This is a genomic window from Nesterenkonia lacusekhoensis, assembly GCF_017876395.1.
Taxonomy (GTDB): Bacteria; Actinomycetota; Actinomycetes; order Actinomycetales; family Micrococcaceae; genus Nesterenkonia; species Nesterenkonia lacusekhoensis.
The window spans coordinates 526759-543127 of record NZ_JAGINX010000001.1 but is presented as its reverse complement, the minus strand read 5'-3'; the positions used below and the strand labels follow the sequence as shown (position 1 = coordinate 543127).

Annotated in this window: 17 protein-coding genes and 1 pseudogene; 7 read left to right on the top strand and 11 right to left on the bottom strand. The window is 67.0% G+C overall.

What is annotated here, in order from left to right; all coding sequences use genetic code 11:
- Positions 1-15: 15 nt before the first annotated feature.
- Entirely contained in the window at positions 16-708 is a 693-nt protein-coding gene (locus JOF45_RS02660) for a TetR/AcrR family transcriptional regulator (RefSeq protein WP_210047741.1), read from the bottom strand.
- A 111-nt stretch (positions 709-819) separates the two neighbouring features.
- Between JOF45_RS02660 and JOF45_RS02655 the strand changes: the two are divergent.
- The 3 genes and pseudogenes from JOF45_RS02655 to JOF45_RS02650 form a co-directional block, all read left to right on the top strand.
- A pseudogene (locus JOF45_RS02655) lies at positions 820-1983 on the top strand (AMP-binding protein); the annotation flags it as partial.
- A 123-nt stretch (positions 1984-2106) separates the two neighbouring features.
- On the top strand, positions 2107-2406 hold the full coding sequence (locus tag JOF45_RS13710) for an AMP-binding enzyme (protein ID WP_378579209.1): 300 nt from the start codon (positions 2107-2109) through the stop codon (positions 2404-2406).
- Between the two features lie 148 nt (positions 2407-2554).
- Positions 2555-3394, top strand: a complete 840-nt coding sequence (locus tag JOF45_RS02650; protein ID WP_210047737.1) for a thioesterase family protein — start codon at positions 2555-2557, stop codon at positions 3392-3394.
- Here the strand turns inward: JOF45_RS02650 and JOF45_RS02645 are convergent.
- The 7 genes from JOF45_RS02645 to JOF45_RS02615 all read right to left on the bottom strand — a co-directional run bounded on the left by JOF45_RS02645 (position 3366) and on the right by JOF45_RS02615 (position 8893).
- Entirely contained in the window at positions 3366-3866 is a 501-nt protein-coding gene (locus tag JOF45_RS02645; RefSeq protein ID WP_210047736.1) for an NUDIX hydrolase, read from the bottom strand. The genes JOF45_RS02650 and JOF45_RS02645 overlap by 29 nt on opposite strands.
- A gap of 43 nt (positions 3867-3909) precedes the next feature.
- Positions 3910-4425: a prepilin peptidase gene (locus tag JOF45_RS02640; protein WP_210047735.1), complete on the bottom strand. Its 516-nt coding sequence runs from the start codon at positions 4423-4425 to the stop codon at positions 3910-3912.
- Positions 4422-5354 carry a DNA-methyltransferase gene (locus JOF45_RS02635; RefSeq protein WP_210047734.1) on the bottom strand — a complete coding sequence of 311 codons (933 nt, stop codon included), beginning with the start codon at positions 5352-5354 and terminating at the stop codon, positions 4422-4424. Before JOF45_RS02635 ends, JOF45_RS02640 begins: the two co-directional genes overlap by 4 nt.
- Positions 5355-5368: 14 nt before the next feature.
- On the bottom strand, positions 5369-6988 hold the full coding sequence (locus tag JOF45_RS02630) for a DEAD/DEAH box helicase (protein WP_245324109.1): 1620 nt from the start codon (positions 6986-6988) through the stop codon (positions 5369-5371).
- Between the two features lie 8 nt (positions 6989-6996).
- Complete coding sequence (locus tag JOF45_RS02625) at positions 6997-7233, bottom strand: DUF3107 domain-containing protein (protein ID WP_210047730.1); 237 nt, start codon at positions 7231-7233, stop codon at positions 6997-6999.
- Between the two features lie 134 nt (positions 7234-7367).
- Positions 7368-8027 carry a TetR/AcrR family transcriptional regulator gene (locus tag JOF45_RS02620; protein ID WP_210047728.1) on the bottom strand — a complete coding sequence of 220 codons (660 nt, stop codon included), beginning with the start codon at positions 8025-8027 and terminating at the stop codon, positions 7368-7370.
- A 5-nt stretch (positions 8028-8032) separates the two neighbouring features.
- Positions 8033-8893, bottom strand: coding sequence for a PHP domain-containing protein (locus JOF45_RS02615; RefSeq protein ID WP_210047726.1), 861 nt, complete (start codon positions 8891-8893; stop codon positions 8033-8035).
- 58 nt (positions 8894-8951) lie between these two features.
- Between JOF45_RS02615 and JOF45_RS02610 the strand changes: the two genes are divergently transcribed.
- Together JOF45_RS02610 and JOF45_RS02605 are read left to right on the top strand one after the other, a co-directional pair.
- Positions 8952-10526 (top strand): aminopeptidase P family protein, encoded by a 1575-nt coding sequence (locus tag JOF45_RS02610; protein WP_210047722.1) that lies wholly within the window; start codon positions 8952-8954, stop codon positions 10524-10526.
- Positions 10527-10635: 109 nt separating this feature from the next.
- The gene (locus JOF45_RS02605) at positions 10636-10905 is read left to right on the top strand and encodes a GlsB/YeaQ/YmgE family stress response membrane protein (protein ID WP_210047721.1); all 270 of its coding nucleotides are present in this window, start codon (positions 10636-10638) and stop codon (positions 10903-10905) included.
- Between the two features lie 181 nt (positions 10906-11086).
- Here JOF45_RS02605 and JOF45_RS02600 read toward each other — a convergent pair whose 3' ends face one another.
- A complete protein-coding gene (locus JOF45_RS02600; RefSeq protein ID WP_210047720.1) occupies positions 11087-11893 on the bottom strand; it encodes a general stress protein in 807 nt (268 codons plus the stop codon).
- Between the two features lie 32 nt (positions 11894-11925).
- Here JOF45_RS02600 and JOF45_RS02595 point away from each other — a divergent pair, with 32 nt between their 5' ends.
- Together JOF45_RS02595 and JOF45_RS02590 are read left to right on the top strand one after the other, a co-directional pair.
- A complete protein-coding gene (locus JOF45_RS02595; protein ID WP_210047718.1) occupies positions 11926-13071 on the top strand; it encodes a P-loop NTPase in 1146 nt (381 codons plus the stop codon).
- 110 nt (positions 13072-13181) lie between these two features.
- On the top strand, positions 13182-14669 hold the full coding sequence (locus JOF45_RS02590; protein ID WP_210047717.1) for an SLC13 family permease: 1488 nt from the start codon (positions 13182-13184) through the stop codon (positions 14667-14669).
- Positions 14670-14744: 75 nt separating this feature from the next.
- Here JOF45_RS02590 and JOF45_RS02585 read toward each other — a convergent pair whose 3' ends face one another.
- Both JOF45_RS02585 and JOF45_RS02580 read right to left on the bottom strand, forming a co-directional pair.
- Positions 14745-15506, bottom strand: coding sequence for a twin-arginine translocase TatA/TatE family subunit (locus tag JOF45_RS02585; protein WP_210047714.1), 762 nt, complete (start codon positions 15504-15506; stop codon positions 14745-14747).
- Positions 15507-15563: 57 nt separating this feature from the next.
- On the bottom strand, positions 15564-16295 hold the full coding sequence (locus tag JOF45_RS02580; RefSeq protein WP_210047712.1) for a hypothetical protein: 732 nt from the start codon (positions 16293-16295) through the stop codon (positions 15564-15566).
- Positions 16296-16369 lie beyond the last annotated feature (74 nt).

Here is a 16369-nt window from a genome sequence, read left to right as displayed (position 1 = left end):
AGGCCCCGAAGCCGACTACACACTTCGGGAATGGTTGAGGGCGCTGCGCACTGCCTCGCAGATCTCCTCGGTGTCCGCGGATTCGCCCACCAGTGCCACGACGGCATGCGGCCCTCTCGTGCCCGCCCAAGAGCGCGAACTGCCTTCAACCTCATATCCCGAGAGCATGACATGGATGAGCTTCTTCGCCTCTGCCGTGACTTCGCCCAAGACCTCCGGTGAAGGCTCGGCCAACCACGTGCGCAGATATGCATTGTGCAGCGCGACCGCCGCACCTGAGAGCGAGACGGCCACCGCTTCAGCAGCTGGGCCTGAGCCTAGGCGCCGTCGCAGCCAGCGCCGAAAGATGCGCTCATAGGTGTGTGATGTGAGCAGCTCACGATTGCGCAGCTGAGTCGACTGCTTCAAGAGGCGATGCCTTGCCAGGGTTCGTGCTTCGTCCTCCAGGTGATACCGAAACACCAGTGTGAGGCCCTCACGCATTGCTGACGCGATGTCATGATCAGTCCGTTCCAGAAAGGCGTGGAGACGCTCGATCATCTCCTCATGATCTGCGAAGACCAGATCTTCCTTGGACCCATAGACACGGAAGAACGTGGCACGACTGATACCTGCTTCCTTCGCCAACTCATCCACGGTGGTGGCGCTCCACCCCCGCTCATCCAAGGTGCGGATGAGCTGGTTGATCACGTCCGGCGATCTGCTCATGCCATCCTTCCCTCTGAAGCATCCCTTTCATTGGCACTCAGTCTCTTGACACGAGACCGAGTCTCTCACAGAGTGACGTACAACACATCCGCGTTCGTGTGAAGGAGACTCATGATCAACGCCAATTTCGAACCGCTCACTCCGCTCTCCTTCCTGGGGCGCAACGCTGTTGCCTTCCCTGACCGCGAAGCCGTGGTCTACGGGGACAGAAGACTCACCTACCGAGAGTTCAGTCTGGCAGTCCAGCAACAGGCCAAAGCTATTCAGCGGTATGTCGCACCGGGTGAAACTGTCACCGTGGTGGCGCCCAATACCCCGGAAATGTTGTTCGCTCATTTCGCCGCGCCCTTGGCCGATGCGATCCTCAACCCCCTGAATCCGCGCTTGGCGCCACAGGAGCTGCGCTACATCCTGGAACATTCCGGATCCAAGCTGGTCCTGGTCGACGCCGAAGTGAGCAGAAAGCTTGCAGACGTCGTCCTCGAGCTGCCCGAACCGCCCGCCGTGGTGGAGATCCCCGATCCCGTGGCGGACCTCGCGGCGAGCGGCATCCCACGTCTGATGAACTACGATGCCTTCCTCCACGAAGGGGACGGGGCACCTGATCTTCGTTGGGCCGTCCACGACGAGGGGCACCCCATCACTCTGAACTACACGTCGGGAACGACAGGAGCGCCCAAGGGTGCCGTCTATTCGCACCGAGGCGCCTACCTCGGGGCCCTCGGAAACCTGATCCACAACGGATATTCGGGAAGCTCACGCTACCTCTGGACTCTTCCCATGTTCCACTGCAACGGATGGTGCACTCCCTGGGCCGTCACCGCAGCCGGAGGGACCCACATCTGTCTCCGCTCGGTCCGGGCCGAGGACATCTGGGATGCCTTCACTGCTGAGGGAATCACACACCTCTGTGGCGCGCCTGTAGTGTGCTCTACCATCGTGGAAGCAGAGCAGGCAGAGCCGCTGCAGACCCCTATCCGGATGACGACCGCAGGCGCCGCCCCACCGCCGTCGACCATCGAGAAGTTGGAGACGCTCAACATCACCCCGGTCCATGTCTACGGGCTCACCGAGGTCTATGGCCCATTCACCATCTGCGAGCCCCAGGAGGAATGGGAAGATCGCACTCCCCGGGAGCGTGCCCAGCTCATGGCCCGCCAGGGAGTCCCGATGATCCATGCTGGAGAGACCAAGATCGTCGACGAGCACATGAACGACCTTCCGGCTGATGGGGCTTCCCTCGGCGAAGTCGTACTCCGCGGCAACGGTGTCATGCAGGAGTACTACAAGAACCCGGAAGCCACCGAAGAAGCTTTCCGCGGTGGCTGGTACCACACGGGTGACCTGGGAGTTTTGCATCCAGACGGATATATCGAGCTCAAGGACCGCGCCAAGGACATCATCATCTCCGGAGGAGAGAACATCTCATCGATCGAGCTGGAGAAGGCACTCTACTCACACCCTGAGGTGCAGGACGTAGCCGTCGTCGGCATCTCCCACGACAAGTGGGGAGAACGGCCTCTTGCCTATGTTGTTCAAGTGCCTGAATCCACAGTCGACGAGGATCAGCTGCGCCAGCACTGCGCCGAACATGTTGCCAAGTTCAAAGTCCCTGACCGAATCGAGTTCGTTGCCGAGCTTCCGCGCACAGCGACCGGAAAAGTCCGCAAGCACACTCTGAGAGCAGATCAGAGCTGAACCTTGGGGCTCAAGATGCCCCCTGTCCTCCCGATCACGGCGCGGTGTACGGTGGTGCTCTCGGCGTCGTACTGCGCTTCCTCCTCGAGTGGACCTGGGCCGAGAAACGTGAGAAATCGGAGAAAGAGACTCTGGAGGCCTCCGACGAATGAGCTACTTCACTGCCCTGCACGACGCCGGCCAGCACACTCAGCCGGCGCACTACCGCGCCACCGAGCACACCGAAGGTGCCTGGAATCCTCAGGAGCAACATGTGGCTCCGGTGTTCGGGCTCATGGTCCACGTGCTCCAGCAGTGGGGAGAGCAGCGGTGGCGCGATCAGCAGTCAGGCCAGCAGCCGGCAGGTCGGCGGAGCTCCCCGCCGAGGCCGGTGCGGATGTCCTTCGACATCCTGGGGACCCTTCCCGTCGGGGAGGTCAGCTGTGAGGTCCATCCGCTGCGCGAGGGACGCACCGTGGAACTGGTCGAGGTCGTGCTCTCCTCAGGTGGCCGGGCCGCAGTGCGCATGCGCGCCTGGTTCCTGGCGGAGTTCAACACTGAGGCTCTCGCGGGCAGCAGCTTCGAGCGGCTGGAGCCACCGGAGTCCATGGAGCCCTGGGACGCCACCGCGCTGTGGCCTGGGGGTTTCATCGCCTCCCTGGAGGGCCGGCGTCGGGAGCTCGGTGAGGGGCGGGGTCAGGTGTGGATCCGTTCCGAGCATGAGGTGGTCGAGGGTGAGGAGGTCGGCGAGCTCGCCTCGTTCTGCTCCCTGCTGGACACCGCGAACGGGGTGGCCGTCCGGGCCGACCCCACCGAAGTCGCCTTCCCCAACCTGGACCTGACCGTGAGCTTCTTCCGCATGCCGCAGGGCCCCTGGGTGGGCATGGACACCACGGCCAGCATCGGCGCCACCGGCCTGGGACTGACCCACACGGTCCTGCACGACGCCGATGGCCCGGTGGGTGCGATGACTCAGAGCCTCACAGTGCGTCCGCTGAAGAAGCGGTGAAGAACTGGGCCGGGGCGCCGCTGTCGAGGGCCCAGGCGATGACCATCTTCTGATCCTCGTTCATGGGCTCGGGCAGGGCGTCCACGGAGAACCAGCCCGTGTCCACCGATTCGTCGTCATTGACCCGAGGCTCTCCGGAGACGTGCTCCATCTCCATGACCGTGTCCAGGTACCGGCAACGGTCGCCGTTGCCGTACTGGACCAGGTGAGTGGCGAAGACGCCGGCCACCCGGACCGGGCGGGCGATCACTGAGGTCTCCTCCTCGATCTCGCGGACCGCACCGACGGCAGGGTCCTCGCCCGGGTCCAGGATCCCTGAGGTGACGGTCCAGGCTCCGTTGTCGCTGCGGCGGACCAGCAGGACTTCGGGCTCAGGATCTCTGCGCAGCGTCACTCCGCGCACGGCGGGGATCCACAGCTCGCGAGTGCCGATGTGTTGGCGCAGGTCCGTGATGAATTCAGGGGTAGCCACGGCCCCACGTTAGCGGATCTGCAGGAGATGGACCGGGACCGGCTCAGCTCAGCAGCAGCGCCAAGCCGGTTCCGAGCAGCAGGAACGGGCCGAACGGGATGGCTGTATGCCGAGAGGCCCGCCGGGTGACCAGCAGGACGGCCGAGACCAACCCTCCGCTCAGACAGGAGAGCACAACGGCCGCGCCCACAGCGGACCAGCCGAGAAACCCGGCGTAGACGCCCAAGACCAACACGAGCTTCACATCCCCCATGCCCAACGACGGCGGGTGCACCAGCCGGATCCCCAGAAAGACCAGCGCCCAGGTCAGCCCGGCGGCGACAGCACGCAGCACTGCTGAACCGTCCCCGAGGAGCAGGCCCAGCAGCGGCAGAAGTGCCAGCGTGAACAGCGCCCAGGGGTAGATGATGCGGTTGGGCAGCCGGTGCTCGCGCAGATCGATGAGCGCCAGCACAAGTGCACAGATCAGAAATACCGCACCACCGAGCAGAAGCAGCACCGCGGCTGTGAGCTCCGCGGCGCCGCCTCCGGTGAGCAGGTCGCCGAGGAGAGGGATCACTCCCCCACTCTAAAAGAGCCCTGAGGCCGGCGTCGGCGGTTCTCCACAGGGGCGGTCTGGGGCTGATCTGCCCGGCGCACCTGGGCATGCTCGCCCAGGCGCTGCTCCATGACCTCCAGAGCATGCGCAGAGGAGTCGATGCAGACGAACCGACGCCCGGAGGATGCGGCCACCTCCCCCAGCGTGCCGGAGCCGGCGAAGAAGTCCAGCACCCAGTCCCCCTCTCGGGAGGAGGCCTGGACCATGCGTCTCAGCAGGCCCAACGGCTTCTGGGTGGGATAGCCGGTCTTCTCCCGGCCTGTGGGCGAGACGATCGTATGCCACCAGACATCGGTGGGCAGCTTGCCGCGGGCCGCCTTCTCCGGAGTGACCAGGCCAGGGGCCATATAGGGCTCCCGGTCCACCGTCTCAGAGTCGAAGTAGTAGGTCTCCGGGTTCTTGACGTAGACCAGGATGGTGTCGTGCTTGGTGGGCCAGCGCTTCTTGGTGCGCCCGCCGTAGTCATAGGCCCAGATGATCTCGTTGAGGAAGCACTCGCGGCCGAAGAGCACATCCAGCATCACTTTGGCGTAGTGCACCTCGCGGTAGTCCAGGTGCAGATACAGCGTGCCGGTGTCCTTCAGCAGCCGCCAGGCCTCCAGGAGCCGGGGCTCCAAGAACTCCCAGTAGTCGGTGAAGGAGTCGTCATAGGTGGCCAGCAGCGTGCGCACCGTCTGGTAGCTGCGCCCGCCGAAGCCCACACGGTCCCCGGTGCCGTCCTGACGGCGCGCGCCGGTGGTCTCGACGCGACGCTGGGCCCGCCCCGTGTTGAAGGGCGGGTCCAGATAGATCATCGCGAACGTCTCATCCGGCAGCGCCGGCAACACTTCGAGGTTGTCCCCCTCGAGCACCAGATTGCGACCCTCAGGGTCGAAGACAGCATGCTCCACCTTGGGTCTATGGGTCAGCTGTCGCTGGAGGAGCCGCCGCCCTGAGACGAGCCTGAACCGCCCCCGCCGGAACGACGACGACGGCGCCTGCGCTGGCTCCCGCTGCCGGCGCCCTGGCCTCCGGAGCTCTGACCTCCCGAGCTCCGACCGCCCGAACGCTGGCCGGCCGATGCCTTCTCGCCTCCGCCGGAGGACGCGCCCTCACCCGAGCGGGTGCGGCTGCGGTTTCGGCTGCGACCGCCGTTGGACCGGCCGCCTCCGCTGCGACCACCGTTGCGATCTCCGCGGCCGCCGTCGCTCTTCTTGTCTCCGGGTCCGCCCAGGTCCTCGAGCTCCTCGGCATCGAGGCCGGCCTTGGAGCGCTTATGGCGCGGCAGCCGGCCCTTGGTCCCCTTAGGGATGTCCAGGTCCTCGAAGAGGTGCGGAGACGAGGAATAGGTCTCCACCGGCTCCGGAACACCCAGGCCGAGGGCCTTGTCGATCAGCTTCCACTTCTGGACGTCTTCCCAGTCCACGAACGTGACCGCGGTGCCTTTCTGACCCGCACGGCCGGTGCGGCCCACGCGGTGCAGATAGGTGTTCTCGTCATCGGGGCAGGTCAGGTTGATCACGTGAGTGACATCGGTGACGTCGATGCCGCGGGCAGCCACGTCGGTGGCCACCAGCACGTCGATCTTCTCCGTGCGGAAGGCCCGCAGCGCCTGCTCGCGTGCGCCCTGGCCGAGGTCTCCGTGGATCGCACCTGCGGCGAATCCGCGGGACTGCAGCTCGGCGGAGAGCTTGTCCGCCTGGCGCTTGGTCTTGGTGAACACGATGGTCCGACCGCGGCCCTCGGCCTGGAGGATGCGGGCGATGACCTCATCCTTGTCCAGGTGGTGGGCGCGGTAGATGACCTGCCGGATGTCCTTCTTGGTCCGGCCCTCATCATCCGGGTCAGCGGCATGGATGTGGGTCGGCTTGGTCATGTAGCGGCGGGCCATGGAGACCACCGGGCCCGGCATGGTGGCCGAGAACAGCATGGTCTGACGGCCGATCTCCGGCACGGCGGCCAGGATCTTCTCCACGTCGGGCAGGAAGCCGAGGTCGAGCATCTCGTCAGCCTCATCGAGGACCACGATGTTGACGTTCTTCAGCTTCAGGTAGCGCTGCCGGTGAAGGTCGATCAGCCGCCCGGGGGTGCCGACCACGATCTCCACGCCGCGCTCGAGCTCCTCGATCTGGGGCTCATAGGCCCGGCCGCCGTAGATGGTGGCGATCCTGATGCCGCGCTTGGAGCCGGCGACCTTGAGGTCCTCGGCCACCTGCACGGCGAGCTCACGGGTGGGCGCCACGATGAGCGCCTGCGGAGCACCGGGCACGGGAAGATCCTCGTAGCCGGCGTCGTCGGGGGTGGTCACCCGCTGGATGGCGGGGATGCCGAAGCCCAGCGTCTTGCCGGTTCCGGTCTTGGCCTGGCCGATGATGTCGTAGCCGCCCAGCGCGATCGGCAGGGTCTCTGCCTGGATCGGGAACGGAGTCCTGATCCCCTTCTCGGCGAGCGCCTCGACGATCTCGGGGCGGACGTTGAAGTCCGCGAAGGTCACCTCAGCCACAGGCTGGACGGTGTCTTCGGTCTTCTCTGCAGATTCAGTCATAAGGTCTTTCATCCGTTGACCGCGGCGGCGAAGCCCACGGTCTGCTTGGTGTCGGATCCGATCTCCACGTATCCGATGGAGGACACCGGCACCACGATCTTCTTCTCGCGGCGGTCCTCAAGGGTGAGCAGGGTCTTGCCGCTCTCAAACGCCTCTGTGACGGTCTTCTCGACGTCCTCGGGCTTCGCGTCGGTCTCGACGACGATCTCGCGGGAGACGTGCTGCACTCCGATACGTACTTCCATGCCACTCCTTCAAGAGAACTGTGCCGGTCTGGCGGAGGCTGCCGCGTCAGAGGCGCCGTCATCTCTGATCTGAGGGATCAGCTGATCCGTCGTCAGGGCGCCGCGGCAGATCCATCCCGACCGATACTATCGGTTCATCCTGGCTCAGGCCCTTCCGACTCCTTGGGGAAGCCCGAAATTCCTCGCCAAGCCAAACGCGAGGTCAGCTGTGAGGAGACCTCCAGGCCCGGCCGCTCCGACAGTCGGCTCCAGTGGCGGGCTCCGGAGAGCACCATGCCGATCAGTCCGTGGCCCAGCAGTGTGGCCTCTGCCATCGGCTGCCCGGTGTCATCGGCGATCACCTCGGCGATCGCCCCGGCCACCGCGTCGTGGAAGCGCCCCATGCGGAGGCTGACGGCGTCGTCGTTGTCCATGCCGGAGGCGAAGATCAGCCGGTAGGCCTCGTCCTCGCGGTCGATGAACTCGAAGAAGGCGGTCATCGTGGCCGAGACCCGCTCCTTGTTGTCCTCGGTGGAGGCCAGCGCAGCGGTGAGCATCTCCTCCAGCTGCCCCAGGTGGGTCTCCAGCAGGTCCAGGAAGAGCTCGTGCTTGCCTGGGAAGTGCTGGTAGAGCACCGGCTTGGAGACCTGCGCCACCTCGGCGATGTCATCCATGGAGGCGTTGTGATAACCCTGGGCCACGAAGACCTTCAGCGCGCAGTCCAGCAGCTGATGACGCCGCTGCTCCCGGGGCAGACGTTTGGCCCGCTGGGTCACGGCTGTCGGCTCCGATGACCTGTCCGTCTGTTCTGACATAGCGGTCAGTATAGCGGCAGCGTCCCTGCCGGAGTGGAACCCGTGGCCCGTTCCAGCAGCTGCTCCACCGTGTGCAGGTCCGTGGTGTTCTCGCCCAGGAGGTTGGGCTTGCCCGTGCCGTGGTAGTCCGAGGATCCGGTGGTCAGCAGCTCGTGACGTCGCGCCAGCTCCAGCAGCCGCTGGCGTCCCTCCTCCGGGTTGTCGCGGTGCCAGACCTCGACGCCGGCCAGTCCGGCCTCGATCATCTCCTCCAGCTGCTCGCCGCTGACGGTGCGGCCGCGGGTCGAGGCCATCGCGTGAGCGATGACCGGCACTCCCCCGGCGGCGGAGACCAGCCGGATGGCCTCGATCGGGTGGATGTTCTGTTGGCTGACGTAGTAGGGGGAGCTGCGGTGCAGCAGCCGGTCGAAGGCCTGCTGCCGGTCGAGCACCACTCCTGCGGCCACCAGCGCATCGGCCAGGTGCGGACGCCCGATGGTGGCCCCGTCGCTGACCTGGGCCTCGACGGCTTCCCAAGTGATCGGGAAATCATGGCCCAGCCGTTCCACCATGGCCCGGGCACGCTGCTGGCGCCCCTGCCGCGCCCCGCGGATGGCCGCGGAGAGCCCCGGGTGGGCCGGATCGTGGAGGTAGCTGAGCAGGTGGACGCTGATGCCGTCCTCGGTCAGCGTGGTGATCTCCATGCCGGGGATGACCAGGATCTGATGCTCCTGGGCGGCGCGGACGGCCTCACCCCACCCCGCGGTGGTGTCATGGTCGGTCAGCGCCATGCCCTGCAGCCCGGCCCGCTTGGCCGCGGCGACCACCTCGGCCGGCGGCTGTGTGCCGTCCGAGATGTCGGAGTGGACGTGGAGGTCGAAGCTCATGCCTCTCAGCCTAGCGGTGGGGGCGTGAACTCCCCAGGCGCATGCAAAACTGGGGGCTATGAGCACCGAGAACCAGAACCCAGCAGACGAGGCGGCCGGAGACGAGCAGAACCTGGAGGAGCAGAACCTGGAGGACCGGGGCAGCAACCGGTCCCAGCGGCCCACCTCCCAGGCCTTCAGAGAGTTCATGGCCTCCCAGTGGGCGCCCGCTGATCAGCAGGAGTTCAGCCGGGACGAGGTCGCGGCCTTCGCCGCCGAACGCCGCAGGCGGCTCTCGCAGCGCTTCCCCGGTGAGCGCCTGGTGCTTCCGGCCGGACCGCTGAAGGTTCGGTCCAACGACACCGACTACCGCTTCCGTCCGCATTCGGCGTTCGCCCATCTGACCGGTCTGGGCCTGGACCATGAGCCCTCGGCGGTGCTGGTGCTGGAGCCGGCGGAGGAAGGAGCCGGCGACGACGGCGGCCACCATGAGGCCACGCTCTACTTCAAGCCCATGGCCGGCCGGGACACCGAAGAGTTCTATGCCGACGCCCGCCACGGCGAGTTCTGGATCGGTCCGCGCCCCGGGCTGGAGGAGTTCCGTCAGCGGCTGGGCCTGCGTACGGCCGACCTGTCCGAGCTGGAGGTGGCGGTGACCAAGAACGCCGGAGCGGTGGAGGTCGGCGGCACCCGCATCCGTCTGGTGCGGGAGATCGATCTGGACGTGGACGCCCTGGTGGACACCTCCCGGATCAACACCGGAGTGGACCTGGAGGCCTCGGACAGCTTCGACGGCGAGGTCGCCGAGTTCCTCTCTGAGTCTCGCCTGGTCAAGGACAGCTGGGAGATCGAGCAGCTGCGGCATTCGGTGGACGCCACCATCGCCGGCTTCGAGGATGTGGTCCGGGCGCTGCCGCGCGCCGTGGGCAGCACCCGGGGCGAACGGATCGTGGAGGGAGCCTTCTTCGCCCGGGCCCGGCTGGAGGGCAACGACCTCGGCTATGACACCATCGCCGCCAGCGGCAACAACGCCACCGTCCTGCACTGGATCCGCAACAACGGCGAGGTCCGCGACGGCGATCTGCTGCTGCTCGACGCCGGCGTCGAGGCCGACTCCCTCCACACCGCAGACATCACACGCACTCTTCCGGTCTCCGGCACCTTCAGCCCGGTCCAGCGGAAGATCTACGACGCGGTGCTCGCAGCGGCCGATGCTGCCTTCGAGGCGGTCAGGCCGGGCATCCGCTTCCGCGAGATCCACCAGGCGGCGGTGGCGGTCCTGGCCGAGCACCTGGACAGCTGGGGCCTGCTGCCGGTCAGCGTGGAGGAGGCGCTGGACCCCGCGGGTCAACACCACCGGCGCTGGATGCCCCACGGCACCAGCCACCATCTCGGGCTGGACGTCCACGACTGCGCCCAGGCCAAGCGCGAGCTCTACCTCGACGGTGTGCTGGAGCCGGGGATGGTCTTCACCATCGAACCGGGCCTCTACTTCAAGGAGGAGGACCTCGCCGTGCCGCAGGAGTACCGCGGCATCGGGGTCCGCATCGAGGACGACATCCTGGTGACCGAGCAGGGCGCCGAGAACCTATCGGCCGCCCTGCCGCGCACCGCTGATGATGTGGAGCGCTGGATGGCGGACCTGCAGGCCTGACCACGTGTGATTCTGTGGCCGCGTGCCCCTCCCCATCACCTGGGAGTGGGCTCTAAGATGGCCGTACGGACCAAAGCGGTTCGACGCGACTGAGAAGGAGGCTCACATCATGGGAATCATCGGTTGGCTCATCCTAGGCCTGATCGCCGGCGCCATCGCTCGTGCCATCGCCCCACGCAAGCCCGCAGGCGGCATGATCGCCACGCTGGTCACCGGCGTGCTCGGTGCCGTGCTCGGCGGTTGGATCGCTTCTGCAGTCTTCGGAGTCAACGTCAATGACGCTTTCTTCGACCTGGGCACCTGGATCTTCGCGATCATCGGCGGTGTGATCGTGTCCTTCCTCTGGTCACTGATCACCGGTCGTCGCGTGAACTCCTGAACCGCTGCATCTGAGACAACGCCCCCAGGCTCGGCTCCGGCCGGACCTGGGGGCGTTCTCATATCTGCTGCAGCTCTGCTTCATCTCTGCCGCCGTTCTTCTACCGGGTCGGCGACATCTCAGCCGTCACAGCTGGGGTGGGATGTCGCTGTCCCGGTAGAGAAATCCCAGCGGTCTCTGCTCAGCGCTCCTGGCGCTCCTCGTCCGACGCCGGCCCCTCCGGGATCTCGCCCTCCGGCGCCTCGCCTTCCTGCGCCTCAGCATCAGCGCTGGGCTGCTCCTGCGGCTCGTCCTTCTTCACCTCGGAGAGGCGGACGCCATAGCGCGGGCGGCCGTCGGGAAGGTTCTCGTAGCCGGTGGGCTCGCGCTCGGAGCGGCGCGCGGACTGGCCCTGCGGCGTCGTACTCTCGCCCTCTGCGCCCGCGCCCTGGTTCCCCGAGGGCACTGCCGGCCCCACAGGAGGCCGCACGCCGGTGGGGTCATCCGAGGCGCTCACGCTGGAGACCCCGGCCCCGGAGACCAGCTGCCGAGCCTTGGCAGAGACCGAGAAGTCGCAGACGATGTCAAAGGTGGTGGCCACCATCTGCGAGGAGGAGGCGAAGCCGCGGCCCTTGCGCACGGCAAAGCCGACCACTCCCATGATCATCCAGATGCCCATACCCATCAGCACCGAGAGCAGCAGGTTGGCCATCGGGGCCTCCGGGCTGAACAGGTAGATGAGCAGACCGATGAACAGGCCGAAGAGTGCGCCCTGGGCGGCACCGGCCCCGGCCACCCGCGGGTAGGTGAGCCTGCTGCGGATGTGCTCCACCGAGCGCAGGTCATTGCCCACGATGGTCAGATGCTTGATGTCGAAGTCCTGGGAGGAGAGATGATCCACCACCTGCTGCGCCTGCTCGTAGGTGCGGTACCGGCCCAGCAGCTCTCCCCGGGGCAGGCCCCCGGTCTGAGTGTTACGTGCTGTGCCACCATCAGGATTCATCGCCATAACCCCATTGTGGCACCCCGTAGACTGTGGGGGTGTCCGATAACGCTGTCCCCGCAGACGCCGTGACCGAGCGCATCCGACGCCGTCTGGCTGAGGTGATCGACCCGGAGCTGCGGCTGCCCATCACCCAGCTGGGCATGGTCGGTGACATCAGCGTCGACGACGCCGGCACCGCCTCCATCGGCATCAAGCTCACCATCGAGGCCTGCCCGATGCGCAGCCGGATCGTCGACGACGTCACTGCCGCCGCAGTGCGCGCCGAGGGCGTCTCCACCGCCGAGGTCTCGCTGGGTGTGATGACTCCGGAAGAGCGCGCTGAGCTCAAAGAGCACCTGCGCGGAGGCGAGACCGGCAAGGTCAACCGCTTCGCCCAGCCCGACAGCCTGACCAAGGTCTACGCCGTGGCCTCCGGCAAGGGCGGGGTGGGAAAGTCCTCGGTCACCGTGAACCTCGCCTGCGCGCTGGCCGACCAGGGGCTGAAGGTCGGGGTGATCGACGCCGACATCCACGGCTTCTCCGTGCCCGGCCTGCTGGGCATCACCGATAAGCCCACCCGGCTGGATGAGATGATCCTGCCTCCGGTGGCCTACGGGGTGAAGACCATCTCCATCGGCATGTTCGTCGACGGCAATCAGGCGGTGGCCTGGCGGGGACCCATGCTGCACCGCGCAGTCGAGCAGTTCCTCACCGATGTGCACTTCGGGGACCTGGACGTCCTGCTGCTGGATCTGCCGCCGGGCACCGGGGACATCGCGATCTCCGTGGCCCAGCTGCTGCCCGGCTCCGAGCTGCTGGTGGTGACCACGCCGCAGGCTGCGGCCGCCGACGTCGCCGAACGCGCCGGAGCGCTGAGCACCCAGACCGCGCAGAAGGTGGCCGGTGTCATCGAGAACATGGGGCCGATGACGCTGCCCGACGGCACTGTGCTGGATCTCTTCGGTTCCGGCGGCGGGCAGATCGTAGCCGACCGGCTCACCGAGAACCTGGGGACCGAGGTCCCGCTGCTGGGTTCGGTGCCGCTGGACTCCGGACTGCGCCAGGCCGGCGACGACGGCCACCCGGTGGCGCTGTCCGCACCTGACTCTGCCTCCGGGTCCGCGCTGCGCGACATCGCGACACGGCTCTCCGGGCAGGGACGCGGCCTGAGCGGTCGCAGCCTGCCGGTCTCCGTGGGCTGAGACACCGGCTCGGTGGGCTGAGAGACCGGCTCGGTGGGCTGAGAGACCGGGGCCTTCCGGCTCGGTGACTGCTATTGCGGGGTCATCGGTGATGTGCAACACTCCCCGTTGTGCAGATCACTGATGAGAATCCACGGACCCCGCTGATCACACGTGGACGGGTCGGTCTGCTGCTGGGGCCCGCCCTGTTCGCGGTGATCTACTTCCTCCCCGGCATCACCGGACTCGACGACGCCCCACGGGCCGTGCTGGCAGTCACACTCTGGGTGGCCACCTGGTGGATCACCGAGGCGCTGCCCATCCCAGCCACCTCACTGATGCCGATCTTCCTGCTGCCCCTGGCCGGCGGCACCGACGAAGAGACGGCCGCCATGGCCTACACCAACCCGTTGGTGTTCATGTACATGGGCGGGTTCACCATCGCGCTGGCCATCCAGAAATGGAATCTGCACCGACGGATCGCGATGGCGGTGATCCGGATGATCGGCAGCCAGGGCCAGCGGCTCATGCTGGGCGTCATCCTGGCCACGGCGGCCCTGTCCATGTGGATCTCGAATGCCGCCACGGCGCTGATGATGCTGCCCATCGGTCTGGCGCTGATCGAGGAGGTCCGGCAGAAGCAGTTCTTCGATGAGGAAGGTCTGCGCCGCTTCGCCAAGGGCCTGCTGCTGGCCATCGCCTACGCCGCCTCCATCGGTGGGCTGGCCACCCTGATCGGCTCTGTGCCCAACGCTGTGCTCGCGGCTCAGGCCGAGATCCACCTGGGCATCGAGGTCAGCTTTGCCGACTGGATGCTCTTCGCCCTGCCGCTGACCGTCCTTCTGCTGCTCTTCCTCTACCTCTACCTGGCCAAGGTCCAGTTCCGGATCTCCTCCCAGGTGGACATCTCCTCCGACTTCGCCAAAGAGCAGCTGCAGAAGCTGGGCCGGATGAGCTACGAGGAGAAGACGGTCCTGGGGATCTTCACCGTCGTCGGGCTCATGTGGGTCACCAGCGGCTTCCTGCCTGACGAGGTCCGCCTCTCAGACACCACGATCTCCATCATCGGCGCAGTGAGCATGTTCCTGCTCCCGGCCAAGCAGCTGCAGGACACCGGCGACGGTGAGCGCCGACGCGGCGGCATCCTGGTCTGGCAGGATATGCGCGAACTGCCCTGGGGCATCCTGCTGCTCTTCGGCGGTGGGCTCTCCCTGGCCGCGGCCTTCGAGGACTCGGGGCTGACCCCGTGGTTCGGTGAGCTGCTCGGCGGCCTGGAGGTGCTGCCCTACGTGGTGATCGTGGTGGTGCTCGGGGCCATCGTGCTGTTCATGACCGAGATCATGTCCAACACCGCGGTGTCCAATATGCTCATCCCGGTCAGCGTGGGCCTGGGCCTGGGCATGGGGGTGGACCCGATGGCGATCATGGCCATCGTGGCCCTGACCTCCACCTGCGCGTTCATGCTGCCGATCTCCACCCCGCCCAACGCCGCCGTGTTCAGTTCGGACTACCTGACCATGGATGACATGGTGAAGGCCGGCTTCTGGATGAACATCATCGCGCTGAGCCTGATCTCGCTCTTCGTGCTCTTCTGGCAGCCCGTGGTCCTGGCCTCCTGAGCGAGCCGGACGGGGATGTGCGGGATCAGACGGGGATCTGCTGGGTCAGAACCGGCCGAATCAGATCCTGGCGGATCAGGTGGCGTCGACGTCGAAGGGTGCCGGCTGCTGAGCCGTCTCCGCCTCCGCTGCCGCCGCTCCGGCCACGCCTGCCGCCAGTGCACTGCCGGCCGGCAGAGCCGCGTCGGACGGCCCTTCAGCGGTTGAGGTACCCTCACCGGCGGTGGGCACGGACGCTGCCGGTGTCCCGAAGACCTCGCGCGGGTCCATGCCCTGGGAGGAACGTTCAGCGGCTCCGGCCACACCGGCGCGGCTGGCGGCTTGGGAGGCACCTGTCCGGGTGGAGGCTGAGCGCGAAGGTCCTGGTCGGGAGGCCGCACGGGCTCCGGCCGCAGACCCGTTGCGAGCCACGGAACCGGCGGCGGATCCAGCGCGTGCACCCGCACGGCTGCCGGCACCTCCGGAGGCGGAGCCCCCGCGGGAGGAGCTGCGCGGCGCGGAGCCAGCAGAGCGCGACGGCGCGGAGCCGGAGGAGCGCGGCGACTCCAGACGGGCCGAGGAACGGACCTCGTTGACGGCGTCGTACTCCTCCGAGAGAGCATCACGGATGATTCGGCGGGGATCGTACTGGCGGGGATCGTATTTCTGCCAGTCCACCGCGTCGAAGTCGGTCCCGGTCTCCTCGCGGAAGCGCACTTTGGCGCCCTCAGCCATGCCGCGGGCCCTGCGCACCCAGTCAGCCAGGGTGCGGGCATACTGCGGGAGGCGCTCCGGGCCGATCAGGAAGAACGCGAGCACCATCAGTAGGAGAAACTGATAGCCGCTGATTCCGAACACGGGACTACTCTACCGTCACGCCGAGCCCTAGCTCACACCGGCGCTCACCACCGGTGATCACCAGCTGAAGATCTCGCGCAGCCCCTGCCCGACCCGTTCGAACCCGTCTGTCTCTTCAGTGGGAAGCACCTGCAGCCGGGAGCGGTCGGTGACCAGCACCCAGGCGGCGAGGTCAGCGGCGGGGACCTCGTCCATATCGGAGGTGATGACGTAGTGGGCGTAGCTGGTCCCCACCGCCACGGTCCGCTCCGGGGAGCCCTCCACGCGGTAGAGGTCGCCCGCATCACCGGTGCTCAGCTCGATCTCCTGATGCTCCGCCGCTTCCAGGTCCACCGTCCGGGCCGCCAGGTCACGCAGCGGAGTCAGTTCAGCGCCCTCCTCCTCGGCGCGGGTCTCGGCGACTTCGACCACGCTGTCGCCGTTGCTGAGCTCGACGTCGACGGTGCGCACCCCATCGACCAACTGGGTCTCGGCCTGCTGGGGCTCCAGGCCGTACCCGGAGAGCTGGGCCACGTTCCACCCCAGGGGCCTGAGCTGGTCGAGCTGATCCACAGGGATCCGGTGCGCGAGCGGAGCGGCAGCGTCATCAGTGGGCTGGCCGCCGCCGGCCTGAGCGCCCTGGTCCTCTGCGGGCAGGAGCCGTTCGCCCAGCGATCCGGCCTGGACGCGGCCGCCGACGATCCAGGCGGAGAAGAAGACGATGCCGGCCAGAGCGGCCGCGGCCACGCACAGAACAGCGATCCACCCTGCCCGTGAGCGAGTGGGCCGTCGGGAATCCTGCTGAACCATCGCCCACAGTCTGCGAGATGCAGCTGGTGACTTGCTGGAGGCACGCTGGGCAGGTCTCAGGTTCGTCCCCCATG